Source organism: Pseudomonas sp. CBS (assembly GCF_024734645.1).
In the GTDB taxonomy this organism is placed as follows: Bacteria; Pseudomonadota; Gammaproteobacteria; order Pseudomonadales; family Pseudomonadaceae; genus Aquipseudomonas.
On the sequence record NZ_CP102929.1, the window covers coordinates 3,901,427 to 3,914,491 of the forward strand.

The 13,065-nt window shown below is 62.8% G+C and carries 15 protein-coding genes and 1 pseudogene; 4 read left to right on the plus strand and 12 right to left on the minus strand.

The features are described from left to right. The first annotated feature begins 14 nt into the window (after positions 1-14). On the plus strand, positions 15-917 hold the full coding sequence (locus tag NVB75_RS17890) for a LysR family transcriptional regulator (RefSeq protein WP_258342607.1): 903 nt from the start codon (positions 15-17) through the stop codon (positions 915-917). Here the strand turns inward: NVB75_RS17890 and NVB75_RS17895 are convergent. Further along, a pseudogene (locus NVB75_RS17895) lies at positions 912-1,530 on the minus strand (hemolysin III family protein). The gene NVB75_RS17890 and the pseudogene NVB75_RS17895 overlap by 6 nt on opposite strands. A 145-nt stretch (positions 1,531-1,675) precedes the next feature. Between NVB75_RS17895 and NVB75_RS17900 the strand changes: the two are divergent. From NVB75_RS17900 to NVB75_RS17910, 3 genes are read left to right on the plus strand one after another with little or no spacing between them, the layout of a single operon-like run. Continuing rightward, positions 1,676-2,242 (plus strand): chromate transporter, encoded by a 567-nt coding sequence (locus NVB75_RS17900; RefSeq protein WP_093204131.1) that lies wholly within the window; start codon positions 1,676-1,678, stop codon positions 2,240-2,242. Continuing rightward, on the plus strand, positions 2,242-2,784 hold the full coding sequence (locus NVB75_RS17905; protein ID WP_258342611.1) for a chromate transporter: 543 nt from the start codon (positions 2,242-2,244) through the stop codon (positions 2,782-2,784). Before NVB75_RS17900 ends, NVB75_RS17905 begins: the two co-directional genes overlap by 1 nt. A 37-nt stretch (positions 2,785-2,821) precedes the next feature. Then, on the plus strand, positions 2,822-3,742 hold the full coding sequence (locus tag NVB75_RS17910) for a LysR substrate-binding domain-containing protein (protein WP_258342612.1): 921 nt from the start codon (positions 2,822-2,824) through the stop codon (positions 3,740-3,742). A gap of 150 nt (positions 3,743-3,892) precedes the next feature. Here the strand turns inward: NVB75_RS17910 and madM are convergent, their stop codons facing one another. The 11 genes from madM to NVB75_RS17965 all read right to left on the minus strand — a co-directional run bounded on the left by madM (position 3,893) and on the right by NVB75_RS17965 (position 12,710). Further along, positions 3,893-4,657 carry a malonate transporter subunit MadM gene (gene madM / locus NVB75_RS17915; protein ID WP_258342614.1) on the minus strand — a complete coding sequence of 255 codons (765 nt, stop codon included), beginning with the start codon at positions 4,655-4,657 and terminating at the stop codon, positions 3,893-3,895. Between the two features lies 1 nt (position 4,658). Next, a complete protein-coding gene (madL, locus tag NVB75_RS17920; RefSeq protein ID WP_102604131.1) occupies positions 4,659-5,072 on the minus strand; it encodes a malonate transporter subunit MadL in 414 nt (137 codons plus the stop codon). Between the two features lie 246 nt (positions 5,073-5,318). Further along, on the minus strand, positions 5,319-6,224 hold the full coding sequence (mdcH, locus tag NVB75_RS17925) for a malonate decarboxylase subunit epsilon (RefSeq protein ID WP_258342619.1): 906 nt from the start codon (positions 6,222-6,224) through the stop codon (positions 5,319-5,321). After that, positions 6,221-6,817 carry a malonate decarboxylase holo-ACP synthase gene (locus NVB75_RS17930; protein WP_258342621.1) on the minus strand — a complete coding sequence of 199 codons (597 nt, stop codon included), beginning with the start codon at positions 6,815-6,817 and terminating at the stop codon, positions 6,221-6,223. Before NVB75_RS17930 ends, mdcH begins: the two co-directional genes overlap by 4 nt. Continuing rightward, positions 6,811-7,587, minus strand: coding sequence for a biotin-independent malonate decarboxylase subunit gamma (gene mdcE / locus NVB75_RS17935; RefSeq protein ID WP_258342623.1), 777 nt, complete (start codon positions 7,585-7,587; stop codon positions 6,811-6,813). Before mdcE ends, NVB75_RS17930 begins: the two co-directional genes overlap by 7 nt. After that, on the minus strand, positions 7,584-8,426 hold the full coding sequence (locus tag NVB75_RS17940) for a biotin-independent malonate decarboxylase subunit beta (protein WP_258342624.1): 843 nt from the start codon (positions 8,424-8,426) through the stop codon (positions 7,584-7,586). The genes mdcE and NVB75_RS17940 overlap by 4 nt, the downstream gene beginning before the upstream one ends. Then, a complete protein-coding gene (locus NVB75_RS17945; RefSeq protein WP_003216806.1) occupies positions 8,419-8,718 on the minus strand; it encodes a malonate decarboxylase subunit delta in 300 nt (99 codons plus the stop codon). The genes NVB75_RS17940 and NVB75_RS17945 overlap by 8 nt, the downstream gene beginning before the upstream one ends. Then, a complete protein-coding gene (locus tag NVB75_RS17950) occupies positions 8,718-9,566 on the minus strand; it encodes a triphosphoribosyl-dephospho-CoA synthase (RefSeq protein WP_008434131.1) in 849 nt (282 codons plus the stop codon). Before NVB75_RS17950 ends, NVB75_RS17945 begins: the two co-directional genes overlap by 1 nt. Further along, positions 9,567-11,237 (minus strand): malonate decarboxylase subunit alpha, encoded by a 1,671-nt coding sequence (gene mdcA / locus NVB75_RS17955; protein ID WP_258342626.1) that lies wholly within the window; start codon positions 11,235-11,237, stop codon positions 9,567-9,569. A 315-nt stretch (positions 11,238-11,552) separates the two neighbouring features. Next, entirely contained in the window at positions 11,553-11,876 is a 324-nt protein-coding gene (locus NVB75_RS17960; protein ID WP_258342628.1) for a DUF6124 family protein, read from the minus strand. Between the two features lie 510 nt (positions 11,877-12,386). Beyond that, the gene (locus tag NVB75_RS17965) at positions 12,387-12,710 is read right to left on the minus strand and encodes a DUF6124 family protein (RefSeq protein ID WP_258342630.1); all 324 of its coding nucleotides are present in this window, start codon (positions 12,708-12,710) and stop codon (positions 12,387-12,389) included. Positions 12,711-13,065 lie beyond the last annotated feature (355 nt).

A 13,065-nucleotide genomic window follows, 5' to 3' on the forward strand; every position in this document is an offset into this window, starting at 1 on the left:
GTTATGGACTGCTCATGCGCTTGCGTCATATCGAAATCTTCCAGGCCATCCGCCAGACCGGCTCCATCAGCGCCGCGGCCCAACTGCTGCATGTCTCGCAGCCGGCGGTGAGCAAGGTGTTGCAGCATGCCGAGTTGCAGCTGGGGTTCCCGCTGTTCCTGCGCATACGTGGCAAGTTGCAGCCGACGCCGGAAGCATTGGCGCTGGAGCGGGAAGTCGACAAGGTGACCGAAAGCCTGCAAGGCGTGCGGCGCCTGGCGCAGAACCTGCGGCGTGAGCCAGGCCAGAGCCTGCGTATTGGCGCCACACCGGCGCTGGCCCTGTCGTTGCTGCCGCCGGCCATCCGCGAATGGACCCAACGCTACCCGGACATTGCCTGCGAGCTGTCCAGCGCCCACAGCCGCGAGCTGGTGCAAAACCTGTTGATGCGTGAAGTCGACGTGGCGCTGACGCTGCAGCCGCCCGATCACCCAGGGCTGAACGCCCAGCCGTTGGCCCACGGCGTGCTAGTGGCGCTGGCACCGCAGGGTTACTGGACGGAAAACGAGCTGGGCAAACCGTTGCCGCTGATGGCCCTGGCGGGCGCACCGTTGATTGGCCTGTCCAGCGCCGACCCGTTGTCGGCGAAGCTGGACAGCTACCTGGAAGCGGTCGATCCACCGCCCCGGGTCAGCATCGCAGTGCAGACCTATTCCCTGGCCAGGGCCATGGTCGAATCCGGCGCCGGGCTGGCGGTGATCGATCCGTTCACCGCCCTCGGCGCATCACCGGCCATCACTTGCATTCGCCCGCTGGCGCCACCGCTGCCAATCACCTTGTACGCCCTGACCCGCGCCGACGAACCGCCGCCGCATATGCTGGCGAGCCTGCTGGAGATCTTCGGCAGCCGGGCCCAGGAGCAGTTGGACCGGCTATAACACGTACCCCATGATCGCCACGAAATGCAGCAGGCTGCCGCCGATCACGAACAAATGCCAGATCCCGTGGGAGTGCCGCAAGCGGTCCTCCAGGGCAAAGAAAATAATGCCCACGGTGTACAACACCCCACCCGACGCCAGCCACGCAAACCCCGTGGGGCCCAGCGCGGCAATCAGCGGCTTGACCGCCACCAGCACAATCCAGCCCATCACGGCATAGATCACGATCGACAAAATCCGCGCTTCGGAGCGGGGCTTGATCTCCTGCAGGATGCCGATCACCGCCAGCCCCCACACAATCCCGAACAGCGTCCAGCCCCACGGCCCGCGCAGCGTCACCAGGCAAAACGGCGTGTAGCTGCCGGCGATCAGCAGGTAGATCGAAAAGTGATCGACCTTCTGCATGATCGCTTTCTTGCGCCCGCGCACGCTGTGGTAAACGGTCGACGCGCTGTACAGCACCAACAACGTGAAACCGTAGATCGCTACGCTGACAATCTTCCAGGGGTTGCCGTCCATACTGGCCACCACCAACATCCATACCGCACCCCACAAAAGCCGCAACCGCCCCGAGCAAGTGGCTCCAGGCGTTGAATCGTTCCCCGTGATACATGTGTCACTCACCTCGAATAACGGTTATCACCTCGACCATTCTGACGTCACCCACCCAATATCAGGTAACAACCTTTCTTCATTTGCCCAAATGGCCCGCGCCGATGGATGATTCGGGCCATAGCACCCTGCCCCGGACCCCCTCCATGCCCGACCTTGAACCTGCCCAGCCCCACCCGAGTCTGTGGCAGTTGTTTTACAACTTCGCCATGGTCGGCCTGTTTGGCTTCGGCGGCGTGATGCCCTGGGCGCGGCAGATGATGGTCGACCGCAGGCAGTGGGTCAGCGAACAAGGCTTCAACGAGCTGCTGACCACCGGCCAATTTTTCCCCGGGCCGAATATCGCCAACGTCGGCATCATCTACGGCCGGCGCCTACACGGCTTGCCGGGTGCGGTTGTGACCGTGGTCGGCTTGTATCTGTTCCCCTCGCTGATCACCGTGCTGGCCGGCTTCGCCTATGCCAAATGGTGGAGCCATGATGTGGTGCAGCAGATCTTCGGCGCGGTGATGCCGATCGCCACCGGGCTGATGCTCGGCACCACGCTGCGCCTGCTCAAGGCCATGCCGCGGACCCTGGCGAATTACAGCGCGTTCGTCCTGACCTTCGTGTTGATGGCGGTGCTGGTGTTGCCGTTGTGGATGGTCTTGTTGATCTGCATCCCAAGCTCCTTGGCCTTGAGTTTCATCGGTTCGCATAAGGTGGCCGGCTGATGCAGAGCGTGTTGTTTCACCTGATGATCCAATGCGCGCTGTGGTCGCTGATGGCGATTGGCGGCAACACCGTGGCCCTGAGCGATATCCATCGCTACACCGTCACCGACATGAACTGGATCACCGACGCCCAGTTCGTCGCCTTCTTCGCCCTGTCCCAGGCATTGCCCGGGCCCAACGGCATGTTCCTGGTGTTTATCGGCCAGCAAGCCGCCGGGTTGCCGGGGGCGCTGGTGGCGCTGACCGCCAAGCTGGTGCCCTGCTCGGTGCTCACCTACTTCGGCGCCGGCTGGCTGGAGAAACACACCGAGACGCCGTGGGTGCAGCGGGTAAAGCGCAGCCTGTTGCCGATCTCCATCGGGCTGATCCTGGCCGCCAGCTACATCCTGATGAACAGCCTGGAAAACAATGCCACCAGCCTGGTGCTGACCCTGGCCAGCGCCGCCGTGGTGTATTACACAAGGCTCAACGCAATCTGGCTGATCATCCTCGGCGTGCTGCTGGGCCTGTGCAGTGCATGGCTGGGAGTGAACTGGTTTTAGGGGCACAATCGACGGCATTCGAACAAGAGTCACGCCCATGCTGATCGACGAAGAGTTCACCCTCAAGAAGCTGGAAATTTTCCTGGCGTTCATGCGCACCGGCAACCTGGCGCGGGCGGCGGCTGAATTGCAGACCAGCAACGTCAGCGTGCACCGGGCGATCCACTCCCTGGAAAACGCCCTGCGCTGCCCGCTGTTCAAGCACGAAGGGCGCAACCTCACGCCGCTGGAAAGCGCCTATGTGCTGGAAGAGCGCGCGCAGAAGCTGGTGCAGGACGTGGTGGACAGTGTGCGGCTGACCCGCGAGGCCGCCGGCTTTTCCGCCGAGCGTTTCAAGCTGGGCTCGCTGTATTCGCTGACGGTGAAGACCGTGCCGCAGTTGATCATGGGGCTGAAGATTCGCCGCAGCGAACTCAACATCGACCTGATCCTCGGCTCCAATTTCGACTTGCTCTACAAGTTGAAGAACATGGAAGTCGACGCGATCCTGATCTCCCTCGACGAGCACGCCAACGATCCCGACTGCGAGCAGATCGCCCTGTTCTCCGACGATATTTTCCTCGCCACCCCGGCCGACTCACCCTTCGACCGCGAGCAGGAAATCGACCTGGCGGATGTGCGCGACGCCACCTTCATTACCCTCACCCAAGGCTTCGCCACCCATCAGGACGGCAACCGCGTATTCAAGCAGGCAGGGTTCGAGCCGAAGGTGGCGATGCAGGTCAACGACATTTTCACCCTGCTGAGCATGGTCAGCTCGGGGGTGGGTTATGCGCTGCTGCCGGGACGGATTGCGGCGGTGTATGAGAACCGGGTCAAGCTGATTCCCCTGCAACCGCGCTACCGTTTGCAGCAGCACATTGGCGTGGTGTTTCTGAAAGCCAAGGAGCGCGACCCGAACTTGCTCGCGCTGTTAGCGGAGTGCCGGATGTATGCGAACCGCCAAACCGGACAATGATCCCCTGTGGCGAGGGAGCTTGCTCCCGTTCGGCTGCGCAGCAGTCGTAAAATCAGCGCCCCTGTTGTTTCAGGAAGAATGCATTGGGACCGCTTCGCGCTCCAGCGGGAGCAAGCTCCCTCGCCACAAAAGCGGTCGCCAAATCTCGGGTTAGCCGACGATTCCTCGCACGATGAAGTAAAGCAACGAAGGCCCCAGCAAGCACCCAAGCCCAGTGTGAAAGGTGGCAGTCAACGCGCCATACGGCACCAGCCGCCGGTCCGTCGCCGCCAGGCCTGCCGTCACACCGCTCACCGTGCCGGCCAAACCACCGAACACCATGGCCGAGCGCGGGTTATCCAGGCCCATCCAGCGTGCCGCCATGGGCGTGCCGACCATCACCAGGATCGCCTTGATCAGCCCAGTCGCGATGGACAGCGCCACCACATCCGAGCTTGCACCCAACGCCGCCCCGGTCACCGGCCCAACGATGTAAGTCACCGCGCCCGCACCAATGGTGGTCATGCTGATCGCATCGCGATAACCAAACGCCCAGGCGATACTCGCGCCCACAATAAACGGCAACACCGTACCCAGCAGCAAGGCAATCGCACCAATCAAGCCGGCCTTGCGCGCCTCGGTGGCCTGTACTTCAAATGCCGTGGCCACGATGGCAAAGTCCCGCAGCATGGCGCCGCCCATCAAGCCGATCCCGGAAAACAGCGCCACGTCCGCCAGGCCTTTCTGCCCACCGGTCAAGGTGCCGCCCACCCAGGCCAGCACCAGCCCGATCACAATCGCGATGGCTGAGCCGTGGATGCGGCCGAAGGTCAGGCGCTTGGACAGCACCACCGAAATCCACATCACCACGCCGACAAATGCAAAGGCGGTGACCAAGCCGTTATTTGCCAGGCCTTTCTCGATGAGTTCCCACATATCAGCGACCTCCCGCGACAGGTGCAACCGCGATCAGCGGCTCTTCATCGGGCAACGGTTCGCCTTTGTGCGTACGGCTGATCAAGGCAATCGTGCACCCGCACACCACCACCGAACCAATCGCCGCCAGCACCGCCACCGGGCCGCCGTGCAGCGCGGTCACCACGTTTTGCTGAGCCGCCATCGCCACCACCACCGGGATGTACATGGCGCCCCAGAAGCCGACGCCCATCTCGCATTCCTTGGTCATGCCGCCGTGCTTGTGCATCCACAGCCGCGCGCAGATCAGCAGGATCATTGCGATGCCCACCCCGCCCACGTTGGATTTCACGCCCAGCAACACGCCGAGCATGTCTCCCAGAATCACGCCTGCCAACATGCAGATCGCCAGCAACGCCACACCGTAAATAATCATGATGGTTGTCCTCAAAGTGCTTCATCGAAATTGTTGTTTTTGTGCTTCGAAAGCCTTGGGCGGCAATGCCGATCCGATAAAGATGAATACCGTACCTGTGGCGAGGGAGCTTGCTCCCGTTGGGCTGCGTAGCGGCCCTGAAATCCTGGGAGCGCTGCGCACTCCAACGGGAGCAAGCTCCCTCGCCACAGGTCATGGGTGACCCGCTCTATCTCTTAACCGACCAGCATCAGCCTTGGTGGAGCTCTATCGGTGATGGTTTCCCTCCTCTCGCAGCAAGGCCTGCAAGGTGTCCAGACGGGCGCCTTCGAAGGCGATGACGGTGCCTTGCTCGAATACCCGGCGCGCGAGGCCCGTGAGCACGGCGCCGGGCGGCAGTTCGAGATGCAGGCGCACGCCACGCTCATAGGCGCTTTGCACGGTGCCGCGCCAATCGACGATGCGGCACATGTTGAAAGCGAGGTCGTCGCGCAGGTGTTCGGTGTTGTGGATCGGCCGGGCGCGGGTGCTGCTCAGGTAGGTAATGCTCGGCGTTTTCAGCGTCACTTCAGCGAAGGCTTGGGCCAGTGTTTCGGCAGGTTTTTCCAGCAGCGCACAATGGGACGGCACGCTGACGGCCAGGCGTTTGGCGACGCCGTTGCCGCGGACCAGATTGGCGACAGCTTTCATTGCCTCGTCGCTGCCGGCGATAACCGTCTGGTTATCGGCATTGATATTGGCCAGGTAAACCGGGGTTTGTGTGCTGTGGACCTGGGCGAGCAAGGCTTCGACGGTGGACAGGCCCGGGCCGATAAGCGCGGTCATGCCGTAGCCGTGGGGATACGCGTGTTGCATCAATTCGCCGCGCAGGCTGACGAGTTTCAGCGCGTCGGCAAAGTCCAGGGAGCCAGCAATTACAGCGGCTGGATAGGCGCCGATGGACAGGCCGGCGACGTAATCGGGGGTGTGTTCCAGCAAACGCGCACTGGCCACGCCGGCAATCAACAGACAGAGCTGCACGGCGCGGGTCGAGGCCAGCGCTTCGGCCGAGTCGAGTTTCAGCACGTCTTCATTCAAGGCAGCACTGGCTTCGTCCAGCACCGCGCGCGGCAGCTGCTGGAGCATGCCGGGACGCTGGGCGCCCTGCCCCGGGAATGCCAGGAGGCTACTCATGCCACGGCCTGCCACGGGTCGATCACCAACTGCGCGCCGCTGGCGTTCTTCAGCAGCACGCGACGCGAACCACCGGCCCATTCGCGCAATGCCACCGCGCCAAAGGGCGTTTGCAGTTGCAGGTCCACGGCGCACACCGCAGTATCGAGTATTGCCAGCAAGTCTTCGGCATCGCCGCGATCCATTCGCTCGGGCGTGCGCAAAATCAAATCCAGATCGCTCTTGGCGTGCAGCGCTTCGATGCCGCTGGCCAGTTCGAAACCGGCGCTGCCGGTGACGCCCCAGTTCTCCTTCGCCAGCACCGGGCGCAGTTGAGTGAGGGCCTGCAACGCCGGTAAATCCCGTGGCGAAATCACACCGCGCAGGTCTTCCGGCACCACGCGTCGCCGCACGGCGGCCATCGGCATCACGGCGGCGAAGCGCTGCTCGCGCAAACGCCCACGCACACCCACCGGCACATAGCCCAGCGGCGCGATGGCACGCCGCACCACCACCGGATGCCCAGCGGCCAATGCATCCAGCACCCAGGCCGGCGCATCAGCGGGGGCATGCACCGGGGTCATGCCCCAGAGCAAGTCGTGGGCGTTCACCATTGCTCCCGCAGCAGTTGACGCACATGGCTGGAGGCCGCGCGATTGGCGGCGCCCAGCCGGCCGCTCAGGTCACGGCCGCCTGCCTGCACATCTTTGATCGCCTGCAGCAGGCAATCGCTGACCCGCGCAATATCCTCGGCAGTGGGTTGCTCAATCTGGCTGACCGACAAGGTCTCCCAGAGCAAGCCAAGGCTCGCATAACTGTCGATGTCATAGGCCATCGGCGGCACGCTGGCGGCCAAGGCTTCCAGCTCTTCGACACTGCGCAGGGTCACCCGCGCCGCCGAGGCTTTGCCCATGGCATGCACCATCACGCCGGGATCGCGCAGGGCAATCAGGCGGTTGGCCTGATAACCATGGGCGAGGAACGCGCCGGACATCGCCTTGCCCACCAGCAGCGCGATCACCGGGTGACCGGCCAACCGGGCGCGAGCGTAGCTGTCGGCAGCGGCGGCCAGGGCTTGATGGATGCCCAGGGCCTCTTCGCGACGACCGTAAGCCTGGCTTGGCACATCGACGATGGCAATCAGCGGACGCTTGTCGCCGGTGTCGATCGCTTCATCAACCGCCTTGGCCAAGCCCCAGCCTTCCAGCAAACCGACTTCACCGTTGCGAGCGCGGGGGAAACGGTTTTGCGCATCGGTGACCACCGCGATAAAGCGCACAGGCTGATCACCGAGCACACCGTCGGCGACTTTCAGCGAGTTCGGCAAACCGCTCACCGGCGTTGCATCGCCGCTCAGTGCGTTGAACCACTGCAAACCTCTCATGGGCGTTCTCCCTGATACAGATCGCGAACCGTCGCCGGGTCGATTTGCGGTTCGGCGCTCAGTGCGGCCAGGCGTTCCAGATAGTGTTCGACCTGACGGCTGCGCTGTTTTTCCGGCAAGCCTTGTTGCAGCAGCTCAGTGATTTGCTGATGAATCTGCGCCACGTCGTCGGCCACATACCGGTCGGCCAAGCCGCTGTTAAAGCGTTGCTCACCGCCGGTCAGGCTCCAGATGAAGGGCCGGTCGCGGGAGTCGTATTCCTCAAGCCCGGCTTCCTGTTCGATCACCTGCGGGCCGTTCAGGCCAAGGCGCGCCTCACGGGTCACCAGCAGATAACTGCACAGGCCTGCCGCGATGGACATGCCGCCAAAGCAACCGACGCTGCCCGCCACCACTCCGATCACCGGCTGGTACTGGCGCAGGTCGACAATCGCTGCGTGGATATCGGCGATGGCGGCCAAGCCCAGGTTGGCTTCCTGCAAGCGCACGCCGCCGGTTTCCAGCAGCAGGATGGCGCGGGTCGGGATGCCGTTGCGGTTGTCCTCAGCGGCCAGTTCCAGTGCGCCGGCCATCTTCGCGCCGCCGACTTCACCGAGGCTGCCGCCCTGGAAATTGCCTTCGATAGCGGCGATGACCACCGGCAAGCCGGCGATGCTGCCCTTGGCGATCACCACGCCGTCATCTGCCTGAGGCACCACGCCCTGGCGACTCAGCCATGGCGACATGACGCGCTGGAACGGGTCGATCAGTTCGCGATAGCTGCCCGCATCGAGCAAGGCCTTGGCCCGCTGCCGGGCGCCGAGTTCGACGAAGCTGTGTTTGTTGAGCAAGTCAGTCATGACCGATCTCCTCGAAGCCCTGCTCCAGGCGCAAGCGCACCACGCCGGGTGTGGCGCCAAAGTCGTGGATATCGATGTTCAATGCAGGGGGTGTCTGCTCCTGGAAGATCCGTTCAAACAGATGCTGCCAACGTAGCTGCGCACCATTGACCGAGGTCTGCACCTGAATCGTCAGGGTGCCGGCGGTGCCCGGTTCCAGCAGCACTTCGAGGTCGCCGGAGCCGACGCAACCCACCAGCGCGCGGCCCTTGGCGGGCTGCCCGGCGGGGAATTCAAAGGATAAGGTTTCCATCACAGCGCTCCGTCGAGGCGGTCGATAAACAGGCAGGCGGCCAACAGGTCGGCGGCGCCACCGGGGGAGGCATTCAGCGCCAGCAGTTGCTGGTCCAGCTCATGCAGTTGGCGGCGGCCGGCGAGGCTTGCACTGCCACCGGCGTCCAGCACCGCTTGGGCGCCTTGTTGCATGGCCTGCAAGCCTTCAGGGCCGGCGCGGTAGAGCACGCAGGTGTCGGCCAGGTCAGTCATGATCGCCAGCAAGGCATCGAGGCGCGCGTTCTGTTCGCCGTGTTGTTGCAGGCGGCTTTTTTTCAGCTGTGGCAGGCCGCGCTGTAGCACTGACGGGAAGCCCAGTTGCGCTTCTTCACGGGCCCCCCGTGCGCCGTAGCGTTGTGCGACCTGGGCACCGTGGCTCAGCGGTTGAGGTGCGTAGCGATCGTTGAGCAAGGCCAGGCGGGCGGCGCGCAACGTCACCGCGCTGGCAGTGCAGGATTCGGGTTGCAGTGCGGCAGCGGCGACTAACAGGCCGAGGGCCCAGATCGCGCCGCGATGGGTATTTACGCCGCTGGTGGTGACGAGCATCGCCTGCTCACCTTCGCGACCGATGCGCCCGAGGGCTTCACGCAGGGGCAAACCGACTTCGCCAAATTCGACAGCGGCCTCGGCCATTTCCTTGAACGCCGGCCACAGCGACAGCGCCGAGGCGTGCATCAAGCCGAGGTGCAAATCGGTATGGGCACCGTTGCCGCGACGGTCCACCAGGGCGGGTTTCGGCGACAGGTCGGCTTCATCAATCAAGGCGTCGACGGCCATGTCGGCCAGGCGTTCGGCCAGTGTCAGGTCGTGCAGTTTGAGTGCGTGCATTTACCAGCTCCTGAACTTGGCGGGCGGGTTGTACAAGCCACCGGACCACTCCACCAGATCGGCCACGCTCTTGGCGGCCAGCAGCTCGCGGGTGGCATCTGTGCGGCGGATGCCGAGGTCTTCGGGCAGCGCGATCAGGCCTTCGCGACGCATGCGTGCGGTGTCCTTGGGGTTGTGGCGCATGCCGATGGCGGTCACCCCGGCGACGGCAGCGATCATCGCCTGGCGCTCTTCCAGGGAGCGGGCCTTGTACAGGTAGGCGATGCCTTCTTCGGTGAGCAGGTGCGTGACGTCATCGCCGTAGATCATGATCGGCGCCAGGGGCATGCCGCTTTTGCGGGCGACTTCCACCGCGTCGAGGGTTTCGACGAAGGTGGGTTTACCGCCTTCCTGGAACGTCTCGACCATCTGCACCACGAGCTTTTTGCCGCGTTCGAGCAAGGCTTCCGGGGCGTCGTCGTGGCGCATGTCGAGCCAGGCGGGTGTGCCGTGGCGGCGACCGCGTGGGTCATGGCCCATGTTCGGCGCACCGCCAAAGCCGGCGAGGCGGCCACGGGTGACGGTGGAGGAATGCCCGTCGCCATCGACCTGCAAGGTGGCGCCGATAAACAGATCCACCGCGTATTGGCCAGCCAGCTGGCAGAACATCCGGTTGGAACGCAACGAGCCGTCGCGGCCGGTGAAGAACACATCCGGGCGAGCGGCGATGTAGTTTTCCATGCCCAGTTCGGTGCCGAAGCAATGCACGCTTTCGACCCAGCCACTTTCGATAGCCGGGATCAAAGTCGGGTGTGGATTGAGCGTCCAGTTGCGGCAGATCTTGCCCTTCAGGCCCAGGGATTCACCGTAGGTCGGCAGGATCAATTCGATGGCGGCGGTGTTGAAACCGATGCCGTGGTTCAGCGACTGAACGTTGTGTTTTTCGTAGATGCCACGGATCGCCATCATCGCCATCAACACATGCACGGGCTTGATGTGCCGTGGGTCGCGGGTGAACAGCGGTTCAATGTAGAAAGGCTTGTCGGCGACCACCACGAAGTCGACCCAGCTTGCCGGGATATCAACGCGCGGCAGGTCGGTGACGTCATCCACCAACTGGTTGACCTGGACGATCACGATGCCATCGCTGAAGGCGGCCGGCTCGATCAGCGCGGGTGTGTCTTCGGTGCTGGGGCCGGTGTAGATATTGCCGGCGCGGTCGGCCATGAAACCGGCGGAGAGCACGACGTTGGGGATCAGATCCACCACCAGCCGCGCGTAGAGTTCGATGTAGGTATGAATCGCGCCAATTTCCAGCAGGCCGTCTTCCAGCAACTGACTGATGCGCAGGGATTGGGTGCCGGCGAAGGAGAAATCCAGCTTGCGGGCGATGCCCTTTTCAAACAGGTCCAGGTGCTCGGAGCGGCCGACGCTGGGCATGATCATGTGCAGGTCGTGGAGCTTGGCGGGGTCGGTCTTGGCCAGGGAGCGCGAGAGGAAATCGGCCTGCTTCTGGTTGTTGCCCTCCAGCACCACGCGGTCGCCGGGGAGGATCAGGGCTTCCAGGGCTTCGACAATGCGCTCGCTGGGCAGCACGGCGCCATCGGCGAAGGATCGCACCAGTGCGAGCCGGCGCTGCTTCTCATCGCGCCGCCGCGTCCAGCGCGAGTCGGGGGAAGTTATTGTTGTCATGGTCGCTCCACGGGATTTGCTGTCGTGGGCTGTACCTTAGGAGGGTATTGGGGGGGCATCAATCAAGCTGCGCGGTGAACCGTTACGATTGGAGTAATGGTTCGCCAGAAAACGCTGAGGCTCGGGCTAAGCGCAGTTCAAATGTGGGAGCGGGCTTGCTCGCGAATGCGGTGGGTCAGTTGATAAATCGGGTACTGACACACCGTATTCGCGAGCAAGCCCGCTCCCACATTTGCTCAGCGCTGTTCGGGAGAACGTGCGCAGAAGTCCCAAAAAAGGAACGATCAGTCCCTTTTTGGGACTGATCCCACTTCGTCACATCGCCGCTGGGCTCACCTGCTCCAACGCCTGATCAACCAGTAACTGCCCCAGCTCACTCATCTGCTGAATGGCCAGCACCACGCCGCGCTGGGAACCTTCCAATTCAAAGGCCAGGTTGGAAGTCAGGGCGTTGAGTGAGGCAAAGGTTTCAGAAGCGTTGGCCAGCAGGGTTTCGGTGGATTGAGAGGGCGTGACGGTAAAGAGTGACGATGAAGCGGAAGTAGGAAAGTAATGATCCATGGCACGCTCGGCGGCGGCCTGGAGTTTGCGGTGTTCGATTTCAGCGCTGTGGGGCGGATTGGGGGTAGGTTTGAACATGATGTGCAGCTCCGATATGTATTAGGGAAGCTGACACCATCCGCTTGCACGCGAATAAGGTGGCAGCTGTGCGCAGGTGTGCAAGACCGGGCATATCGGACCCCGGCAGACCCCAAGGGATCTCCCACGCACAGCCGCCATAAGAAATACAGCAGGCATAAAAAACGCCCGTTGAATGGCTATGGGCGTTGGTGCGCCGACATGTAACCGGACTTGCACGTCCGTGTCACCGTTTTTTGCGATGACGCACGAAGACTAGGCGCGATCGCAGGGCACAACAAGTTCATGCACAGCGCGAGAGGTTGCAGGAAAAATCCGACTGTAAAGCACACGCCGATGCGATCGTTCCCACGCTCTGCGTGGGAATGCATCCCGTGACGCTCCGCGTCACCACAGCGCGAGACTTGAGCCTTGCATCGCCAGTTGGACGCAGAGCGTCCAAGGCTGCATTCCCACGCGGAGCGTGGGAACGATCATCATCAGTCCCTTTTTGGGACTGCTCCCACTTCGTCACATCGCCGTTGGGCTCACCTGCTCCAACGCTTGATCAACCAGTAACTGCCCCAGCTCACTCATCTGCTGAATGGCCAGCACCACACCGCGCTGGGAACCTTCCAATTCGAAGGCCAGGTTGGAGGTCAACGCGTTGAGTGAGGCAAAGGTTTCAGAAGCGTTGGCCAGCAGGGCTTCGGTGGATTGAGAGGGCGTGACGGTAAAGAGTGACGATGAAGCGGAAGTCGGAAAGTAATGATCCATGGCACGCTCGGCGGCGGCCTGGAGTTTGCGGTGTTCGATTTCAGCGCTGTGGGGCGGATTGGGGGTAGGTTTGAACATGATGAAACTCCTAAACAGATGAGTAAGGAGCGCCACCGTTCGCTTGCACGCGAATAAGGGTGGCGACCGTGCGCAGGTGTGCAAGACCGGGCCTGTTTAGGACACCCAGCAGGTCCGAAGACCTCCTGCGCGCAGCCGCCATAAAGCAGCGAGCACAAAAAACGCCCGTTGAATGGCTGGGCGTTTGTACGCCTAAACAGTTTCGTCGGACTTGCACGTCCGTGTCACCGTTTTTTGCGATGACGGACGAAGACTAGGCGCGATCGCAGGGCACAACAAGTTCATGCACAGCGCGAGAGGTTGCAGGAAAAATCCGACTGTAAAGCGCACGCCGATGCGATCGTTCCCACGCTCT